Raw genomic sequence first — 18,509 nt, forward strand, 5'->3', positions numbered from 1 at the left:
ACTTGACGACCCATTAAATATAAATGATAATCATTATCAATTAAAAACACTATTCGCCCATCTTACAGAGAAAAGGAGTATCCCATGCTACACTTATTAAATCGTGCTAATCTTATCCAAAAAAGTTCCTTGCCAACGCTACATTCCAATCATTTATTTGCGCTGACCAAAGAGATTCGCATTCAGCATGACGGCGAAGAATACCGTCTTCGATTGACCCGTAATAACCGCTTGATACTGACCAAATAAATTAAATTCTATAAAAAAAGCCAATCTAAATTTAGATTGGCTTTTTATTTTAAGCGGCTTTTAACCCATGCGAATAGCCCCGTCCAAACGAATGACGTCGCCATTAAGATAGCTATTTTCGATGATGTGTGCCACCAATTTAGCAAATTCTTCTGGGTTGCCCAAACGTTTGGGAAAAGGCACGGCTTGTTCAAGACTGGTACGGGCAGCTTCTGGCAGGCTTGCCATCATCGGTGTGCCGAACACCCCTGGAGCGATGGTCATGATACGTATTTGATGGCGCTGCAGCTCACGCGCGAGTGGTAAGGTTAAGCCCACCACACCTGCTTTGGATGACGAGTAACTGCCCTGCCCGACCTGACCATCGAATGCGGCAATTGAAGCGGTGTTGATAATCACCCCTTTATCTTCATTACTGTCTGCAGTATTTTTTGCCATCGCAGCCGCTGCCAGTCGCGCCACATTGAAAGTGCCGATGAGGTTAATTTCGATACCACGGGCAAAGGTGGTTAAATCGGCTGGATTGCCTTCTTTGTCCAGTAATTTTTGTACCACCACGATACCGGCACAGTTGATTGACCCTGATAATTTACCAAATTTGGCAACACCCGCCTCAATCGCATTTTTGACATCCGCTTCGCTGGTGATGTCACATTTTGCAAAAATCACGTTGTCGCCCAATTTCGCCACTAATTTCTCACCGGCGTCTTGGTTCAAATCGGCGATGATAACATTTGAGCCATGCGCCACCAAATAACGGGTTGTTGCTTCACCTAGACCTGACGCGCCGCCTGTGACCAAAAATGTATTATTTTGTACTTGCATTGTTTTTCCGTTAACCTGTTATTTTTTGTTGATGTTAAAAGTAGTGGGTTTATGTCATTGAATTTTTCACGGTTATGGCTGTCGGTGAAAACCACTTTGGTAGCGGCTTTTTGAAGGCGGTATTCAATCGCTTGGATAATTTCAAGTATTATGATATGAATTGTATCGTTTTAAACATTCTACTGTTAACTAATAAACTTAAAAAAATGCGCTTTATAATGGCGCAGTTCACGAATCGAATCACGGATATCATCCAGTGCCAAATGATTTCCTTTTTTCTCAAAGCTTGACAAAATATCGGGGCGCCAGCGATAAGCCAGCTCTTTGACCGTTGACACATCTAAATTTCGGTAATGAAAAAACCGCTCAAGCGTTGGCATTTGACGTGCCAAAAACCGTCTGTCTTGGCAAATCGAATTGCCACACATCGGTGAGCGTCCTGCTTCCACATATTTACTCAAAAATGCAATGGTTTCGCTTTCTGCTTGAGCCATGGTCACGTTACTACGGCGAATACGGTCAATAAGTCCCGATTGCCCATGTTGGCGCGTGTTCCAATCATCCATGCTATTGAGCACAATGTCAGGGGTATGAATGGCAAACACAGGACCTTCGGCTAGGATATTGAGTTCACTGTCAGTCACTATCGTCGCTATTTCGATGATGGTGTCATTGAGGGTATCTAGACCTGTCATCTCAAGGTCAATCCAAATCAGATGTTTTTTATCAACCGCCATACTGCTGCCTTTTCATACGCTTTAACAAATAATCCGCCATCTTAGCAGATTTTACAGGTAAAATATCGGTTTTGTTGGCGATTGCTCATGCGTGCTCATGTAGCCATGCATGCCCATGTAGCAATGTCTAAAAATATTGCAAAATTTTATAAGGTGTTAGTATGGTAAAAAATCCCCTAGTGACTGAGGTAGTAAATAGCGTATGGCGTTAATCCGTAAACGTAAACTCACTGACCAGCAAACCCGCCGCATCGAAAAACAACAAAAATCCCAGCAAGTGCTGGACGATGCCCAGCTGATGGATGGCATTGTTATCGCAAACTTCGGCAAGCAGCTTGAAGTCCAGGCCACTAGCCTACCGCAAACCCTGCCTGAAAAACCCATTGTCGCCGCTGATGAGCCAGAACCGTTTTGGCAACCCATCACCCTGCACAGTGTTTGGCGTTGTCACACCCGTACCAACTTGCCACTGATTGCCACTGGGGATAAAGTCCGCTTTGTCGCTGACCCAAATACAGGACTTGGGCGCATTGAAGCGATTTATGATAGACAAAGCATCATCAGCCGCCCCGACCGTTATCACAAGCTCAAACCCATTGCCGCTAATGTCGATATTTTAGCAGTCGTATTTGCCCCGCTGCCGTTACCGTCTGCCCAGCTGATTGATCGGTATTTGGTGGCTTGCCATCACTCAGACATCACGCCATTGCTGATTTTAAATAAAGCCGATTTGTTGGCAGATGACAGTCATAGCGAGGTGACAGAGCTACTGTCAGCCTATCAACAGCTTGGCTACGCCACCTTGGTGACCCAATCGAATGGTGATTTAACTGAGCTAAAAAACACCGTTGCCGGCAAGAACGTGATTTTTGCCGGTCAATCAGGGGTTGGCAAAAGCAGCTTGGTCAACCAGTTATTGCCTGCCGCGGGACAATCCGTCAATGAAATTTCAACCATTTCACAGTTGGGTCAACATACTACCACCACCAGCCGATTTTTAGCGTTTGACCCGATGGCGCTCAGCAAAGGCGCCATTATTGATACCCCCGGTATTCGCGAATATGGGCTTTGGCATTTGACCCCTGATGATATTTTGCAAGGCTTTATCGAGCTTGCGCCGCTTGCACCCTACTGCCGTTTTCGCGATTGCAAACATACTAAGTCCACGCCCAATTGTGCGATGTGGCAGGCAGTGACAGAAGGGCAAGTGCTAGCAAGGCGGGTGGAGAATTTGGTACTCCTGCAACAAGAAGCGGCCTCGCAGGATTTTTAAGCTTGCGATTTTAGACTAAATAGTAGACTAAATATTAGACTAAATAAAAGTTTCTTAAAATTGACAACTACCGTTATAATACAGTCAATTTTTTATGGGCAATCAAACGATAATTTTGACGAAATGCCCCTGTGGAGGATATCTTGGAACGTTGGTTTGAGTTTATGGGTCATCACCCATTTTTATTTGGCACCATGTTTGTGCTAATTGTGCTATTTTTTATGCTTGAGAACAAACGCGGCGGCAAAAAAATCAATCCAAACGCAGTGGGCTTGATGGTCAACAACCAAAACGCTCAGCTGATTGATATCCGCCCACGAAAAGATTTTGAAAAAGGCTATATCAAAGGCAGCCGCAATATCCCGTTTACTGAGCTAAAAAATCACGTTGACGCACTTCGCAGTGCTGACCATCCTATTATCATCGTTTGCCAAATGGGTATGACGGCGGGTACCGCAGTGGCAATGATTGGTAACGACAACGTGTATCGTCTCGATGGTGGTATTGCCAATTGGCAAGCCGCAGGTTTACCTTTAGTGGTAGAAAAAACCGTGCCCGGCAAAACCAAATAACATTGATTGGCTTATCACAATTTGAAATTTAAATCGCCAAGCCCCATAACCATCATTAACGCTTTACTATCTCATCGGTATTTTATAATAAGCTTTTAACCCATGTTAAAAAATCCAACCATAAGGAGATTGTTATGGCTATGGTGAAAATTTATACCACACCGACTTGCCCCTACTGTATGCAAGCTAAAATGTTATTAAAAAACAAAAGGCAAGCGTTTGAAGAAGTTAACATGTATGATGTGACCACAGAGGAACGTCAGGCATTGGCGCAAAAAACCAATAATTACCGCACAGTACCGCAAATTTTTATTGGCGATAATTTTATTGGTGGTTATGACCAACTTGCCAGCCTTGAGCGTCAAGGCAAACTTGATGGTCTATTAGCGGATTAACCCGTTAACTTATTAAAACTTTACTCAATAAAATACACCCTTTATAAATACAGTTGATAGTTTTTAGACTATTTTTTAGAAAAAGTTAAAGCTGTCATATTGTTATCATCCACGTAAAAACAGTTAACTGAGGACACTACCATGGCAGACGAACAAAACTTACCACAACTGGCGCTAGAGCGTATCTATGTTAAAGATATGTCATTAGAAGTACCGGGTGCAGAGGTATTTACCCGTGAATGGCAACCAGAGCTTGATATCAACCTATCAAGTGCCGCTGAAAAATTGGACGATGACCATTACCAAGTGATATTGACCGTTAATGTGACTGCCAATAACGGTGGTGAAACCGCGTTTATCGCAGAAGTACACCAAGCAGGCATCTTTATGTTGCAAAATATCCCTGAAGAACAATTGGGCGCAATTTTAGGTGCCTATTGTCCAAACGTATTGTTCCCTTATGCCCGTGAAGTGGTCAGTGACATTGTGACCCGTGGTAGTTTCCCACAATTGTTACTTGCGCCTGTCAATTTTGACCAAGCCTATCAACAAACGCTTGAACAAGGTAACTAATTTTTTTAAAGTTAACTATTTAAAGCTAACTCATTTTTAAATGTCAAAAATTAAGAGCAGGATAACCCCTGCTCTTTTTTTATATGAACTTTTTTATGTGAAATTAAGCTAAATCGTTAGGACTTGGTGCGCCATTTGGTGATGCTTTGGCTAAAAGCATGGGGGCTTTGCTGATAATCCTGCAGCGCTTGATAAAGTTGTGTCACTCGTTTAAGGTGTGTGATAATCATGGGGTTTTCCAATCCCAACTAATTGGGCTCATATGGATTAAAGCATGAATGATTAAAACCACAAACCGCTTAATCAAATAGGCATAAGGTAGCAAATGATGTTAAATCAAGCAGCGATGGGCGAAGTATCCAATCACCGCGTGGCGTGTGTCACAGGTGGCGCCAAACGAATTGGTCGGGCGCTTGTGCTGGCACTGCACCAAGCCAATTATAATATCATCATCCATTACCATACCAGTGAATCAGAAGCCATGGAACTTGTTGATTACTGTAATGCCATTCGTCCCCAGTCAGCAAAAAGCGTACAAGGGGATTTAGAGAATTTTGAAACGTTGCCACAATTGACTTGGCGCATAATCAACAGTTTTGGTCGATTGGATTGTCTGGTTCATAATGCCTCACGGTTTTACCCGACGCCCTTTGGTCAAATCTTCCAGCAAGACTGGCAAAATTTATTTTTGACCAATGCGCAAACCCCGTTATTTATCAGCCAATATTTATACCCTTATCTAAAAAAATCGCAAGGCTGCATTATCAGCATTTTGGATATTCACGCCAATGGCAAGCCATTTGGGGGTTATACAGTCTATAACATGGCAAAAGCCGCGCACCAAATGATGGTGCAGTCACTAGCAATCGAACTAGCGCCCGATATCCGCGTCAATGGTATCGCGCCGGGTATTAACATTTTACCCATAGAGGGCTCAGAGCAAGCCCTCACCGCTGAGACGATTGAAAAAATCTGCCATGCCGTACCGTTAAAAAGAATTGGCACACCGCAAGATATCGCGCAAGTAGCGGTATTTTTGGCAGCTGCCCCGTATATCACAGGGCAGATTATTGCAGTGGATGGCGGTCGTAGTTTGACCTTAGCGGGTAGTGAAAGCAGGTAATAACAGCAGGTAGCCAAAGCAAGTAAAGCACCCGACTAACCGCAGCGCAGCAAACTTTTGAAGTTTTGAATAACGTTTAATGCTGTTTTCTGAGTAATTCCATTAATTCTGCTGGAATGTCATCCTCATTGCTGGCGCCATTTTGATTAGCACTATCATTGTTTTGGTCAAAGTTTTGTGACATAGGTAGCTCGGTCAAAGCTTCTTGGGGTTGTCTTTCGCCTAGGGTCACATTCACGCTGCTTTGTGCTTTATTACGCATCACTTGTAGATTAACCACACTGTTGGGTGCTTTACGCGCCACCATTTGAATCAGTGTATTGGCATCATTGACAGGTTTATTATCCATGGCGGTGATGATATCGCCTCTTTGCAAGCCCGCTTTGGCGGCAGGACCACCGGGTATCACGTTCATCACTTCAACGCCTTGGGTGTCATCACTGAGTTTGGTTGGGTCTTTCATCGAACTTTGTAATTCAATCCCAAGCCAGCCGCGGCGCACTTTACCATCTTTAATAATGCCATTCATCACAAGCTTAACAATCTCGGTAGGAATCGCAAATCCAATCCCCATCGAGCCGCCCGAGCGTGAAAAAATCGCGGTGTTGATACCAACCAGCTGACCATAAGCATCGACCAGCGCACCCCCTGAGTTACCGGGGTTGATAGCGGCATCGGTTTGGATAAAATCTTCCACCGTGTTGATACCCAGTCCCGTGCGCCCTGTTGCCGAGATAATGCCTTGGGTGACGGTTTGACCGACCCCAAACGGGTTGCCAATCGCCAACACCACATCGCCCACTTGGGTCGACTGTTCACGAAATCCTAAGGGTTTTAGCCCTGTCAAATCAACCTTAATCACCGCCACATCACTTTCCACATCGTTGCCGATGACTTTTGCCCTTGCCTTGCGACCATCATTGAGCATCACGATAATATTATCGGCTTTGGAAATCACATGCGAGTTGGTGACGATATAGCCATCTTGCGAAATAATGACACCCGAGCCTAAATTAGTATTATCGCTCTCGCCATTGGGGATACCATGATATTCAAAATAGCGGCGCATCATCGGGTCATTCATATAGGGATGCTCCTCGATTTTTTGCGTGGTATAGATATTGACAACTGACTGGGCAGCGGCAGCGACAGCATTGTGATAAGATGCCACCGCAGCATTTGGATTGTCACCGAGTTTTTTGGTATCGACAGGCTCAGATTTCGGCGGCTGCCAACTGGGCTGACTGGCTACCATCGCTTGATTTTTTTGCCAAGGCAGCTGTGGCTTGGTCATCATCCACAAGCCCGCCAGCAGGACTAGTAGTAACAAAATCCATGGTAGTATTAGAGTAAATTTGTTAGGTTTACGATACGTAGGCGGCAAAACGGGCGGGGTTTGCAAAGGCTTGTCTGAACGGGGGTCTGTCATAGTCAACGTTTCTCAACGATAGGTCAGAAAATAGACGGGTTTGAGCGAAAAATACAGTTTAGTCTAACACTGATTATTTGGTGAGTTGAGCCGATTTTTTATTAGTTTTGTTTCAAAAGATATCTTTGATATTACTGTCTTCATTACTATCTTCAATGACGGCTGGCTTTATTGAGGGCTCCATTATCATAAAAAACCGCAGTCATTATTGTGACTGCGGCTTTCAAAGCTATCGCTGTATTGGCATTTTTTAGATATCTTTACGGCGCATATGCGGAAACAAAATCACATCACGAATACTCGGTGCATTGGTAAATAACATCACTAAACGGTCAATGCCGATGCCTTCGCCTGCCGTCGGTGGCAAGCCATAGGACAATGCTTCGATAAACTCTGCATCATAATGCATCGCTTCATCATCGCCTGCGTCTTTCTCAGCCACTTGTTGTTTAAAGCGCTCGGCTTGGTCGATTGGGTCATTGAGCTCGCTAAAGCCGTTGGCAATCTCACGCCCGCCGATAAACAGCTCAAAACGGTCAGTAATTTCGCTATTGTCATCGTTACGACGTGCAAGCGGTGAGGTTTCGGCAGGATATTCTGTGATGAAGGTCGGCTGACGCAGTTTGGTTTCTGCGGTTTCTTCAAAGATAATGGTTTGCAGTTTACCAATCCCAAAGATGTCTTTAACGTCTTGTTTGAGTACGTTTTTGGCATAATCCGCTAGATAATCACGGTCTGCGATTTTGCTCATGTCAAAATTATCCGCGTATTTTTCAATCGCTTTGGTCATTGGCAAGCGTTCAAATGGCGCTTTAAAACTAATTGCTTCACCTTGATAGTCAATCTCCGTGGTGCCTAAAATATCGTTTGCCAGTTTTTCAAACATATTTTCGGTCAGTTTCATCAAATCTTCATAATCGGCATAGGCTTGATAAAACTCAATCATGGTAAATTCTGGGTTGTGACGCGCCGATACCCCTTCGTTACGAAAATTACGGTTAATCTCAAACACCCGCTCAAAACCACCCACGACTAGACGTTTTAAGTATAACTCTGGCGCAATGCGTAAAAAAAGCGGCATATCAAGCGCATTGTGATGGGTGACAAATGGACGAGCCACCGCACCGCCTGGAATGACGTGCATCATCGGGGTTTCGACTTCCATGTAACGCTCATTTAGCATATACTCACGAATACCAGCAATGACTTTACTACGGATAATAAAGGCGTTACGGCTGTCTTCATTGGTCATCAGGTCAAGATGACGGCTACGATAGCGAGCCTCAGTATCGCTTAACCCATGAAATTTGTCTGGCAGGGGGCGTAATGATTTGGTCAATAACTGTACTTCGGTAGCATGCACAGATAATTCACCGGTGTTGGTACGAAATACATAACCTGTCACACCAATAATGTCACCGATATCCCATGTTTTAAAGTCATTATAAATCTCTTCGCCCAAGTCGTTTTTACTGACATAGGCTTGAATACGCCCTGTCATGTCGGCAATGGTGACAAAGCTGGCTTTACCCATCACCCGTTTGAGCATGATACGACCGGCGACAGTCACCATGACTTTATCGCTATTTGCCAATGTTTCTTTGTCTTTATCGGCAAATTGCTGCTGCAAGTCTTGGGCGTAATCTTTGCGTTTGAATTGGTTTGGGTAAGGGTTTTTGCCTGCTTGTTTGATTAAATCTAATTTGCTGTGACGTTGTTTGATAAGTTCGTTAACGTCTTGGCTGTCTTCCAAATGCGCTTCGGTTGCTGCATTTTCAGTTTGGTTTTGCTGTGACATGATGTTTTCCCACAATTTTAGTTACACTATCAAAAGTTAAAATTTTTATGCCAAATGGTAAAAATAAATTTTTATCCTATTAATCCAACATACCCGTTATTCTTCCCCGCTCACCGATGCCATCAAATCGGCTTGGTGCTCACGCAATAGGCTATCAAGCAACTCATCTAAGTCACCCTGCATAATGGCATCGAGTTTGTACAAGGTTAAATTAATACGGTGGTCGGTCATCCGCCCTTGGGGAAAATTATAAGTGCGAATGCGCTCCGAGCGGTCACCACTACCGACCAAATTTCGACGCATATCACTTGACGCATCGATTTGTTTTTGTACTTTTTCTTGCTGAATTTTGGATACCAACATTTTCATGGCTTTATCGCGGTTGGCGTGTTGGCTACGCTCTTGCTGACACTCGACCACTGTGCCTGTTGGAATATGGGTAATCCGCACCGCAGAGTCGGTTTTATTGATATGCTGACCACCTGCCCCACTGGCACGATAAGTATCGATACGCAAGTCGGCAGGGTTGATATCTACGGTATCATCAATTTCAACCTCTGGCATCACCGCAACCGTGCAAGCCGAAGTATGCACCCGTCCTTGGCTTTCAGTCTCTGGCACCCGTTGCACCCGGTGTGCGCCCGACTCAAATTTTAAACGACCATACACACCCATGCCCGATACGCGGCTGATGATTTCTTTATAGCCGCCATGCTCGCCCTCATTCATTGACAGTACTTCGACTTGCCAGCCTTGGGCTTGGGCATAACGCTCATACATACGAAATAAGTCACCGGCAAAAATTGCCGCTTCATCGCCGCCCGTCCCAGCTCGAATCTCTAAGAAGGCAGGCACTTTATCATTCGGGTCTTTAGGCAGCATCATCACATTAAGCACGTCTTCAAGCTCATTGATGGTATCTTTGGCAGCTTGGATTTCTTCTTGCGCCATTTCTTTCATGTCGCCATCACCCGTTGAATCTGACAGCATTTCTTCAGCGGTTGCCAAATCTTCTTCCGCTTGGCGGTATTTGCCCCAGACATCGACCAATGCGGATAAATCACTGTGCTCAACCGATAATTCACGGAATTTTTTGTTGTCATTCATGGTTTCTGGCTCAGACAGCATGGCGGTGACTTCTTCGAAACGGTCAGACATTTGGTCAAGGCGAAAACGTAAAGATTCTTTCATAATGATAGCTTAAAAGTTTTGGCTTAATTTAGGGCTTAAAAGTTTTGGCGCAATGTGCGCTTAAAAATAAAAATGGCAAAATAATCGGATATTTTGCCACATTTTGGGGGGATTTGCATGGGTTTCGTGAGAGGCAATAAAAAGCTTAGACTTTTTTGACCAACACACCCCCGATTGAGTAACCTGCGCCAAACGAGCAAATCACACCCAAATCACCTGACTGCATATTTTCTTGGTGCTTGTGAAACACAATCATAGGACTGGCTGAGCTGGTATTAGCATATTCTGCCAGTACCATGGGCGCAATCGATTTATCTGCTTCTTTGCCCAACACGGTGCGTAAAATCAAATCAATCATGTTGGCATTAGCTTGGTGCAGCCACATTTTTTTGAGGCGTTGTGGCTCGATGTGGTTTTTATGGAGTAGTTCAAGGATTAAATTGGACACGGCAGGACACACTTCACGAAATACTTTGCGACCTTCTTGCAAGAACAATTTGTCGGTCACAGGCTCGTCGATATCAGGATACATCGGCGTGCCAGCGGCTAAGAATTCACTGCGATCCAAAAAGCCGTATTCATTTTTAATGTTGGTTGAAAACTGGGTAAACAGATGACTATCTAAAATTTCATAGCCTTTGGGTGTGGCTGTTTTTTCGTCAATCTCTTCGATAATCGTCGCGGTTGCCACATCCCCAAAGATAAAGTGGCTGTCACGGTTGCGCCAGTTGAGGTGCGCTGAGGTGATTTCGATATTGACCATGGCGACACGTTTGGCGGTGCCAGATTTGATCAGACCGACCGCTTGGGCGATACCAAAGGTTGCTGCGCTACAGGCGACGTTCATATCAAAGCCAAAACCGCCTTGCATACCAATGTATTGCTGAATTTCGATGGCGATGGCAGGATACACGCGCTGAAAGTTTGAACAAGCAACAATAATACCGTCTAAGTCGTTACCTTGTAAACCTGCATTGTCCAGTGCTTGTTTGAGCGCATCTATTCCCATTTCTGCCATGATGGACATCTCTTCACCAAGCTTGCGATAAGGAATCACAGGCGCCATGATATCTGGGTTTAAAATGCCGTCTTTTTCCATCACATAGCGGGATTTGATACCCGAGGCTTTTTCGATAAATTCGGCCGTCGAATGCACCAGTGCCGTCTTCTCACCACGGGCGATGGCATCAGCATTTTTGGCATTATAGTTATCAACGTATTGGTTAAAAGTCGCGACCAACTCTTCGTTACTGATGCTGTAAGGCGGGGTATATAATCCTGTGGCAGTGATACAAATACTCATATTAGGATTCCTTTTCTAAAGGTAAAACGGCAAGGTAATCATCTAGCTGTTGTCATCAATAACGATGCTGCGCTGCATGCCATCAGGGATGGTATTGAACAAACAGACGATTAAAAATAGGGGTGTGGCTTATTATGCCTTGAAAATAGCGATAATGCGATAACTATGTTACAAATTATTTCATAGCCTTAAAAATACAGAAAACAAAGGCGAGGGTTTTTTGCGAGCATATACCACCCATATTACTGTTCCCCTGCTACTGTCTAAGTCAATCGGTGCTGCGATAAAGCACTACTTGGTTAAACTGCTTGGCTTCATCCATATCAGGCAAAGTGGTTGTATTATCCAACGTCGTTACCTTGTGGTAGCGCGGGTGAGCAAAATTTTTGACGCGGCTATCAGCCACCCAAACCTCATGCGCGTATTGTAAGAACACATCTAATAATGGCAAATTGGCTTTGTCATACAGCACATCCGCGACCAACAGCACATCGACTTTATCCATGCCAAATTGCTGTTTTAACTCGAATAAATTATCTAGCAGCTCAGCCGTTACCCCATTTAATTGCGCATTGGCTTGGCAGCTAGTTAGGCTCACGCTATCGATATCACAGCAAATGACTCGTTTGGCACCGGCCATTTTTGCGGCAATACCGACAATCCCCGACCCTGCGCCAAAATCCATCACCACTTTATTGCGCACCATCTGTGGCTGCTGCAAAATATACTGCGCCAACACTTGCCCTGACGCCCATGCAAACACCCAATATGGACAATTATTCCACAGATTTTCTATCACCGTTGGCGTCAAATCTTCATGACAAAAATCTGCATCAATGAGCCATAAATAAAAAGGTTGATTCGGCTTAGATAGTAACGGCACATATGTCTTGGCAAGATTAGCGCTAGGCAACACTTGCTGCAATGCGGTAATCAGTCGATGAAAAACGATTGACGCGTCAGAAGCATTTGATGGCGTTGAAGTTTTATAGGGGGACGTTTTATAAGCGGAAGTTTCAGCATCAGTCACGTAAAGATTTCCAGTCATGAGTCATAGTGAAAAAATGAATACAAAAAAAATGCACAAAAAAAGGAAGCTTTAAACACTTCCTTTTTTAATTCAAACCCATTATTTTGCTGCTGCTTTTTCTGCCGCTTCTACCGTTTGACGGATGAGTGTATTGATGGTCATTGGACCTACGCCACCGGGCACTGGGGTATAGCTTGAGGCAATAGCTTCGATACCTGTCAGCTCAATATCACCCACGCCACCGCTCGTACCATCCGCATGGGTACGCGGATGAAACCCTGCATCGACCACAACAGCGCCCGATTTAATCCAATCTTTTTTGATAAGTTCTGGTTTGCCCACAGCACCCACCACGATATCCGCTTGTTTGACCAATTCTGCCAAATTCTGGGTACGTGAGTGGCAAATGGTCACGGTACAGTTGGCGTTTAATAGCATCATCGCCATCGGTTTACCCAAAATCGCGCTACGACCTACGACCACCGCATGCTTACCAGCAAGCTCAACGCCGTTTTTCTCTAATAAATACATAATACCTTGCGGGGTGCAAGAACCATACGCAGGCTCACCCATCGCCATATTGCCAAACCCTAAACAAGTCACGCCATCCACATCTTTTGCCAGTGCAATGGCATCAAAACAGGCACGCTCATCAATTTGGCTGGGCACAGGGTGTTGTAGCAAAATCCCATGCACGTCTGGATTGTTGTTAAGCTCGGCAATTTTTGCCAATAGTTGCTCGGTGGTGGTGGCTTGTGGCATGGCAACTTTTAAAGAATCCATACCCACACGTTGACAGGCATTGCCCTTCATTTTGACATAAGTTGCAGAGGCAGGATCATCACCCACCAAAATCGTTGCCAAAATCGGCGTGCGTCCAGAGTCTTGTTTTAACTTGGCAACCCGCTCGGCAAGTTCAGCTTCCATTTGTTTGGCATACGCTTTGCCATCTAACACTGTCGCAGTCATGGTGGTTCCTCAATCAATAACGAATCGGTCAACAAAAAGTTGGTTAGCAAAAAATTTGCGTTATTTTAACCGATTTTGCGGTGTGATAACATCCATTGAAAATGTTTAACCGCTAATTTAGCGCTCTAATACCCTTCACAATCCTTCATTACATTGCTCAAATGGCTAAAAAAGTCCTTGCACTTTTAAAAATTTTTGCTATCATAGCAAACCTAAATGAAATGGCTGGGTAGCACAGTGGCCATGCATCGGATTGCAAATCCGCGGACGCCGGTTCGATTCCGGCCTCAGCCTCCATTTTCATTTTGCGGTACTATTGTTTTATTATTATGGGTGTTTTGTTATTATGAGTCAGCAATAAACGCGAAAAAATATCGTAAAAAATTGCTTGCAAAGTTAACAAAACTGATTATAATAGCACCCACTTCTGACACAGACACCACACGACGCCAAGCGTCAGTGCTGTGACTACCCTGCCCGGGTGGTGAAATTGGTAGACACAAGGGATTTAAAATCCCTCGCTCTTACGAGCGTGCCGGTTCAAGTCCGGCCCCGGGCACCATTGATTAAGCCTAAACTTTTACGTTTAGGCTTTTTTGTTGCCGGCTATTTTTTAACTTTTACTTTTTGTCTTTCAAATAATGGTTAGCTGCCTAAGTTAATGGCACCACTCTCATCACTTCTTCAAACGTCGTCACCCCTTCGGCAATCTTTTTTGCCCCTGCCAGTCTTAACGGTTGCAACCCATCTTGATAGGCTTTTTGCGCGATTTGCGACAAGTCAGCGCCTTCGCTAATCAATTTTTTAAGCGCATTACTGAGCACCATGATTTCATACAATCCCACTCGCCCAAGATAGCCAGTGTTACGGCAGTGTTCACAGCCAACGGCATGATTGATGGTATCTGGGGCGGCGGCTTTCCAAGGACTGACTAACGCCTGCCATGTCTGCTGCTCAATGTCATTCATGGGCTTATTGGATTTACAATGTGGGCAAAGGGTACGCACCAAACGCTGTGCCATGATGCCCAAGATGGTCGCTGAGGTTAAAAACGGCGCCACGCCCAAATCATGCAGCCTTGTTAACGAACTGGGTGCATCATTGGTATGTAAAGTCGATAACACCAAGTGCCCAGTCAGCGATGCTTGTACTGCCATTTCTGCGGTTTCGGTATCGCGAATCTCGCCAATCATGATGATATCGGGGTCTTGACGCATCAACGAGCGAATACCGTCAGCAAAGGTCAAATCAATGTTATTTTGAATTTGCATTTGGTTAAATGACGGCTCCACCATCTCAATGGGGTCTTCGATGGTACAGACATTGACTTCTTCTGTCGCCAGTTTTTTGAGGGTACTGTACAGCGTCGTGGTTTTACCCGAGCCTGTCGGACCTGTGACCAAAATAATACCATTGGCTTTACGGGTCATGTCATCCCATTTTTGCAAATCCCGCCCTGTGAGCCCCAACTGTTCAAAAGAGCGCACCAGTACTTCTGGGTCAAATACCCGCATCACCAATTTTTCGCCAAACGCAGTGGGGAGCGTCGATAACCGCAGCTCGGTTTCTTGACCTTTGGGGGTACGGGTTTTGAGCCGTCCGTCTTGCGGTTTACGTTTTTCAGCGACATTGAGTCTTGCTAAAATTTTTATCCGAGCCACTACCGCGGTCATAATCCCAGTCGGCATTTGATAAACGGTATGCAAAATACCATCGATACGAAAACGCACGTTGCTTTTATCTCGGCGCGGCTCTAAGTGAATATCACTGGCACGCTGGTCAAAGGCGTACTGTAATAACCAATCGACAATTTTGACAATGTGTTGGTCATTGGCATCGGGGTTTTCAATATTGGCGGCATTGCCCAGTTGTAATAATGCTTCGACATTGGTGATATCGGCATCCGCGCGTTTTTGCTGATGGTTTGCCCCGGCAATGGCTTTGGTGACTTGATAAAATTCTTGGCGATAGCGGTTGATTTGCTCGGGACTGATTAATACGGTTTTGATTTTTTTGGGCGACACGATATGCGCAATATTGAGCTGCCAATCTTGATAAAATGGCTGGTCAGTACCGATTTCCACCGTATCTTGGGTGACGGCGACTGGCAAAATGTGCTGCGAGCGCGCATATTCAAATGACATAATTGATGTCACTGAGGGCACATCGGTTTTCAGCGGGTCAATACGTACATAATCAACGCCTGCTTTTTGTGCCAACCAGCGATTGAGCTGGTCAAGACTGAGCGCGATGTGCGTGGTTTTATCGACTAGATGAAAGCCTGCAATCACTTGCAGGGGATGCAAGGTTTTGCGGTTATGGGTCATCACCAAATTATAATCACGTTGGTCAATGATGCCATCTTTTAGCAGTTCATCAAGACACCAACGGGTATCAATTATCATTGAAAAAGCATTGGAGAGCATAGGGTTTCCAAAACGATTGCGCCAATAGAATAGCAATTAGGGTCAATTAGGGACAATCGGGTTAAAGGATTAAAATTATCATAAAAATGAGTGAAATAAATCACCACGCTACCCATCGGTATGGCTTGGCAACCTATATCGACAAATTGGTCATGCTGTGGTTTTTTGTCTTCGGTAATGATGGAATTTGGCATGGTTAACTTTTAACAATTGCTCAAGGGGCTGTAATCAAATGCATGTAATCAAGTAGCTATATAAGTGCTTGTAATAAAATCACTAGGATTAAATGACTATGGCAAATTGGCTATAACCAAGCAAACTTACGTCACAACGTGATTCACGATAATTGTTAACTTTCTAATGTTTTGACAGCAAACCCGCTAGTTTTCACTGCTGTGCGCAATTAGGGCAGTCACATAGGGATTTTGTGGTTGGCTGAAGATATTGTCTGTCGTATCATACGCTTGTGTTTCGCCATTTTTCAATACCAGTATCGTTTGACACAATGCCTTAACCACCTGCAAATCATGGCTGATAAAAATATAGCTTAAGCCAAATTTTGCTTGAATATCTCGCAATAACTCGACCATTGCCACTTGGGTGCTGCTATCAAGCGCCGATGTGGGCTCATCGAGTAACAAAATTTTGGGCTTCATTACCAATGCCCGCGCAAGTGCCACCCGCTGACGCTGACCGCCTGAAAGCTCATGCGGATAACGGCTGACAAAATCTCGTGGCAACCGCACTGTATCTAAGGCCGCTAACACGGCTTTTTCACGCTCGGTTTTTGCCATACCTTGAATACTTAGCCCTTCTTCAATTATCTCAAACACACTAAACCGTGGATTGATACTGGCATACGGGTCTTGAAATACCATTTGAATATCCGAGCGATACGGCAAAAAGGCTTTATTCGACAACGCTAAAACGTCCGTCATGTGAGCATTGGCTGACAGCAAAATCTGACCTTGCACTTTGGCGGCATTCGCCAATAATTTGATGAGTGCCAAAGCCGTGGTGGTTTTGCCAGACCCAGACTCGCCCACTATACCCAAGGATTGCCCTTGATTAAGGGTCAAGTTTAACCCTTTGACCGCCTCAAACCATTGGGTGGTTTTACCCAATATATTGTTTTTTTTGGGGAAAGCAATGGTTAACCCTTTAACTTCCAAAACACTGGGTGAATTGTCAATGATGGGCAAACTTTGTCCAAAATCTTGATAAATCAATGAGCGAGTATAACTGTGCTGCGGATGGTCAAAAATTGCTTGGGTCGCCCCCTGCTCCATGACCTTGCCTTGCTGCATGACGATGAGGTTGTCGCTGTAGCGTTTGACAAGGTTTAAATCATGGCTAATCAAAATCATCGCCATGCCGCGCTGGTGTTTTAGCCGATGCAATAACCCCAAAATCTCATGGCGTAAAGTCACATCTAGGGCGGTGGTTGGCTCGTCTGCGATAATAATATCAGGGTCTTGCGCGAGTGCCATCGCTATCATGATACGCTGTCGTTGCCCACCCGATAGCTCGTGCGGATAGCGGGCAAGTTTGCTTTCAGGGTTGTCAATATTGACTTGGGAAAGTAGGTCGATGGTACGCTGTCGCCAGTGTTTTTTTGCCACGCCAGCTAGACTTAACGATTCGGCGATTTGTTTGCCCACCGTGTGCAAGGGGTTTAAGGCGGTCATCGGTTCTTGAAAAATCATGCCGATGCGTTTGCCACGGATTTGGCGAAAAATGTTTTGGTTTTGCTTTCTGCTTTTGGAATAGGTGCTTAGGCTATTTTCAATGGGTAAGTTGATGGTTTTGTCACTTTGGCTATCTGTTAAACTGGCTTGTCCTGTGATACTTAGGCTAGTTGGCAGCAGTCCGAGTAAAGCGAGGCTTGATATGGATTTGCCAGAGCCAGATTCGCCAACAATGGCGAGCGTTTCGCCTGTGTGGAGCGTGTAGGATAAATTTTCTACCAAAGTTTGATTGGCGGATTTTATTGTTAGGTTTTCGACTGTTAGCAATTCGCTCATTCTTGAATATTTTCCATCAATATTTGAGCCAATTGCTCTCGCCCAATTTCCCCACTTGCCACAGCGACCATGACATCATCTAAACCATTATCCGCTTGAATATCCACGCCTTGAATCGCCAAATAACTGAGCATGACGACCATCGCCGTACGTTTATTCCCATCGGCAAAGGCGTGGGCTTTGGCAATCGCCACCGCATAAAAACTGGCAATTTCAAAAATATTGCCTAGTGGGTCATACAACATTTGATTGTCGATACGTTCAAGGCTACTGGCTAAGGCTTGATGATTGGTATAGCCTTTTAAGCCTTTTTCTTGTGCCAATATTTCATCATGAATGGCAATCACAAAATCAACGTCTATCATGGTTTATTTATTCACTTTTACTTATCGGCTAAGGCTTTAATTTCTTTGGCATGAGTTTTCATGATACGTTTGGCGGTGTTGAGTATCACTCGCTTGCCTGCGTCGCCTTTTAAATCCATTGCGACGGGCTGAACGTTGGTTTTGGGATTGGTTTGGGTGGTTTGGTTTGACATGGTTTTTTTCCTTTTTTTTTAAAGTTAAATTCGATTGGCGGATTTGATGGTTAA

At 44.6% G+C, this 18,509-nt stretch carries 18 protein-coding genes and 2 tRNA genes; 8 read left to right on the plus strand and 12 right to left on the minus strand.

Annotated features, from left to right (window positions below; all coding sequences use genetic code 11):
- Positions 1 to 84 precede the first annotated feature (84 nt).
- Positions 85 to 249, plus strand: a complete 165-nt coding sequence (gene hemP, locus AXE82_RS11870) for a hemin uptake protein HemP (protein ID WP_082741394.1) — start codon at positions 85 to 87, stop codon at positions 247 to 249.
- Positions 250 to 309: 60 nt separating this feature from the next.
- On the opposite strand, the gene AXE82_RS02740 is transcribed toward hemP, so the two are convergent.
- Entirely contained in the window at positions 310 to 1,074 is a 765-nt protein-coding gene (locus AXE82_RS02740) for an SDR family NAD(P)-dependent oxidoreductase (protein ID WP_062331154.1), read from the minus strand.
- Between the two features lie 185 nt (positions 1,075 to 1,259).
- Positions 1,260 to 1,811 (minus strand): oligoribonuclease, encoded by a 552-nt coding sequence (gene orn / locus AXE82_RS02745; RefSeq protein ID WP_062331157.1) that lies wholly within the window; start codon positions 1,809 to 1,811, stop codon positions 1,260 to 1,262.
- Positions 1,812 to 2,013: 202 nt separating this feature from the next.
- On the opposite strand from orn, the gene rsgA reads away from it, so the two are divergent.
- The 5 genes from rsgA (at position 2,014) to AXE82_RS02770 (ending at position 5,747) form a co-directional block, all read left to right on the plus strand.
- On the plus strand, positions 2,014 to 3,084 hold the full coding sequence (rsgA, locus tag AXE82_RS02750; protein ID WP_062331160.1) for a ribosome small subunit-dependent GTPase A: 1,071 nt from the start codon (positions 2,014 to 2,016) through the stop codon (positions 3,082 to 3,084).
- Positions 3,085 to 3,227: 143 nt separating this feature from the next.
- The gene (locus AXE82_RS02755) at positions 3,228 to 3,656 is read left to right on the plus strand and encodes a rhodanese-like domain-containing protein (RefSeq protein ID WP_062331163.1); all 429 of its coding nucleotides are present in this window, start codon (positions 3,228 to 3,230) and stop codon (positions 3,654 to 3,656) included.
- Between the two features lie 134 nt (positions 3,657 to 3,790).
- Positions 3,791 to 4,051: a glutaredoxin 3 gene (gene grxC / locus AXE82_RS02760; protein ID WP_062331166.1), complete on the plus strand. Its 261-nt coding sequence runs from the start codon at positions 3,791 to 3,793 to the stop codon at positions 4,049 to 4,051.
- 141 nt (positions 4,052 to 4,192) lie between these two features.
- The gene (gene secB / locus AXE82_RS02765) at positions 4,193 to 4,624 is read left to right on the plus strand and encodes a protein-export chaperone SecB (RefSeq protein WP_050325070.1); all 432 of its coding nucleotides are present in this window, start codon (positions 4,193 to 4,195) and stop codon (positions 4,622 to 4,624) included.
- 325 nt (positions 4,625 to 4,949) lie between these two features.
- Positions 4,950 to 5,747: a pteridine reductase gene (locus AXE82_RS02770; RefSeq protein ID WP_228140539.1), complete on the plus strand. Its 798-nt coding sequence runs from the start codon at positions 4,950 to 4,952 to the stop codon at positions 5,745 to 5,747.
- Between the two features lie 76 nt (positions 5,748 to 5,823).
- Here AXE82_RS02770 and AXE82_RS02775 read toward each other — a convergent pair whose 3' ends face one another.
- The 6 genes from AXE82_RS02775 to folD all read right to left on the minus strand — a co-directional run bounded on the left by AXE82_RS02775 (position 5,824) and on the right by folD (position 13,467).
- Complete coding sequence (locus AXE82_RS02775) at positions 5,824 to 7,176, minus strand: S1C family serine protease (protein ID WP_197931412.1); 1,353 nt, start codon at positions 7,174 to 7,176, stop codon at positions 5,824 to 5,826.
- 250 nt (positions 7,177 to 7,426) lie between these two features.
- Positions 7,427 to 8,974, minus strand: coding sequence for a lysine--tRNA ligase (gene lysS / locus AXE82_RS02780; protein ID WP_062331169.1), 1,548 nt, complete (start codon positions 8,972 to 8,974; stop codon positions 7,427 to 7,429).
- A gap of 96 nt (positions 8,975 to 9,070) precedes the next feature.
- Positions 9,071 to 10,165 carry a peptide chain release factor 1 gene (gene prfA, locus AXE82_RS02785; protein ID WP_062331172.1) on the minus strand — a complete coding sequence of 365 codons (1,095 nt, stop codon included), beginning with the start codon at positions 10,163 to 10,165 and terminating at the stop codon, positions 9,071 to 9,073.
- Positions 10,166 to 10,310: 145 nt separating this feature from the next.
- Positions 10,311 to 11,468: a beta-ketoacyl-ACP synthase III gene (locus AXE82_RS02790; RefSeq protein ID WP_062331175.1), complete on the minus strand. Its 1,158-nt coding sequence runs from the start codon at positions 11,466 to 11,468 to the stop codon at positions 10,311 to 10,313.
- A 268-nt stretch (positions 11,469 to 11,736) separates the two neighbouring features.
- Positions 11,737 to 12,420 carry a class I SAM-dependent methyltransferase gene (locus AXE82_RS02795; protein WP_062334721.1) on the minus strand — a complete coding sequence of 228 codons (684 nt, stop codon included), beginning with the start codon at positions 12,418 to 12,420 and terminating at the stop codon, positions 11,737 to 11,739.
- Between the two features lie 177 nt (positions 12,421 to 12,597).
- Positions 12,598 to 13,467 (minus strand): bifunctional methylenetetrahydrofolate dehydrogenase/methenyltetrahydrofolate cyclohydrolase FolD, encoded by an 870-nt coding sequence (folD, locus tag AXE82_RS02800; RefSeq protein ID WP_036589930.1) that lies wholly within the window; start codon positions 13,465 to 13,467, stop codon positions 12,598 to 12,600.
- A 223-nt stretch (positions 13,468 to 13,690) separates the two neighbouring features.
- On the opposite strand from folD, the gene AXE82_RS02805 reads away from it, so the two are divergent.
- Positions 13,691 to 13,764 (plus strand) — tRNA-Cys (locus tag AXE82_RS02805).
- A 178-nt stretch (positions 13,765 to 13,942) separates the two neighbouring features.
- Positions 13,943 to 14,029 (plus strand) — tRNA-Leu (locus AXE82_RS02810).
- A gap of 91 nt (positions 14,030 to 14,120) precedes the next feature.
- Here AXE82_RS02810 and tfpB read toward each other — a convergent pair.
- From tfpB to AXE82_RS12185, 4 genes are all read right to left on the minus strand, one after another.
- Positions 14,121 to 15,893 carry a type IV pilus assembly ATPase TfpB gene (gene tfpB, locus AXE82_RS02815; protein WP_007114946.1) on the minus strand — a complete coding sequence of 591 codons (1,773 nt, stop codon included), beginning with the start codon at positions 15,891 to 15,893 and terminating at the stop codon, positions 14,121 to 14,123.
- A gap of 380 nt (positions 15,894 to 16,273) precedes the next feature.
- Positions 16,274 to 17,917, minus strand: a complete 1,644-nt coding sequence (locus AXE82_RS02825; RefSeq protein ID WP_062331182.1) for an ATP-binding cassette domain-containing protein — start codon at positions 17,915 to 17,917, stop codon at positions 16,274 to 16,276.
- Complete coding sequence (locus tag AXE82_RS02830) at positions 17,914 to 18,282, minus strand: type II toxin-antitoxin system death-on-curing family toxin (RefSeq protein ID WP_062331185.1); 369 nt, start codon at positions 18,280 to 18,282, stop codon at positions 17,914 to 17,916. The genes AXE82_RS02825 and AXE82_RS02830 overlap by 4 nt, the downstream gene beginning before the upstream one ends.
- A 17-nt stretch (positions 18,283 to 18,299) precedes the next feature.
- Positions 18,300 to 18,455, minus strand: coding sequence for a hypothetical protein (locus AXE82_RS12185; protein WP_167541433.1), 156 nt, complete (start codon positions 18,453 to 18,455; stop codon positions 18,300 to 18,302).
- Positions 18,456 to 18,509 lie beyond the last annotated feature (54 nt).

This window comes from Moraxella osloensis (genome assembly GCF_001553955.1).
In the GTDB taxonomy this organism is placed as follows: domain Bacteria; phylum Pseudomonadota; class Gammaproteobacteria; order Pseudomonadales; family Moraxellaceae; genus Faucicola; species Faucicola osloensis.

Excerpts from the sequence above, each read along its gene's own strand:
- hemP (WP_082741394.1), top strand. The coding sequence starts at position 85 with ATGCTACACTTATTAAATCGTGCTAATCTTATCCAAAAAAGTTCCTTG.
- AXE82_RS02740 (WP_062331154.1), bottom strand. The coding sequence starts at position 1,074 with ATGCAAGTACAAAATAATACATTTTTGGTCACAGGCGGCGCGTCAGGT.
- orn (WP_062331157.1), bottom strand. The coding sequence starts at position 1,811 with ATGGCGGTTGATAAAAAACATCTGATTTGGATTGACCTTGAGATGACA.
- rsgA (WP_062331160.1), top strand. The coding sequence starts at position 2,014 with ATGGCGTTAATCCGTAAACGTAAACTCACTGACCAGCAAACCCGCCGC.
- grxC (WP_062331166.1), top strand. The coding sequence starts at position 3,791 with ATGGCTATGGTGAAAATTTATACCACACCGACTTGCCCCTACTGTATG.
- secB (WP_050325070.1), top strand. The coding sequence starts at position 4,193 with ATGGCAGACGAACAAAACTTACCACAACTGGCGCTAGAGCGTATCTAT.
- AXE82_RS02770 (WP_228140539.1), top strand. The coding sequence starts at position 4,950 with ATGATGTTAAATCAAGCAGCGATGGGCGAAGTATCCAATCACCGCGTG.
- AXE82_RS02775 (WP_197931412.1), bottom strand. The coding sequence starts at position 7,176 with ATGACAGACCCCCGTTCAGACAAGCCTTTGCAAACCCCGCCCGTTTTG.
- lysS (WP_062331169.1), bottom strand. The coding sequence starts at position 8,974 with ATGTCACAGCAAAACCAAACTGAAAATGCAGCAACCGAAGCGCATTTG.
- prfA (WP_062331172.1), bottom strand. The coding sequence starts at position 10,165 with ATGAAAGAATCTTTACGTTTTCGCCTTGACCAAATGTCTGACCGTTTC.
- AXE82_RS02790 (WP_062331175.1), bottom strand. The coding sequence starts at position 11,468 with ATGAGTATTTGTATCACTGCCACAGGATTATATACCCCGCCTTACAGC.
- folD (WP_036589930.1), bottom strand. The coding sequence starts at position 13,467 with ATGACTGCGACAGTGTTAGATGGCAAAGCGTATGCCAAACAAATGGAA.
- tfpB (WP_007114946.1), bottom strand. The coding sequence starts at position 15,893 with ATGCTCTCCAATGCTTTTTCAATGATAATTGATACCCGTTGGTGTCTT.
- AXE82_RS02825 (WP_062331182.1), bottom strand. The coding sequence starts at position 17,917 with ATGAGCGAATTGCTAACAGTCGAAAACCTAACAATAAAATCCGCCAAT.
- AXE82_RS02830 (WP_062331185.1), bottom strand. The coding sequence starts at position 18,282 with ATGATAGACGTTGATTTTGTGATTGCCATTCATGATGAAATATTGGCA.
- AXE82_RS12185 (WP_167541433.1), bottom strand. The coding sequence starts at position 18,455 with ATGTCAAACCAAACCACCCAAACCAATCCCAAAACCAACGTTCAGCCC.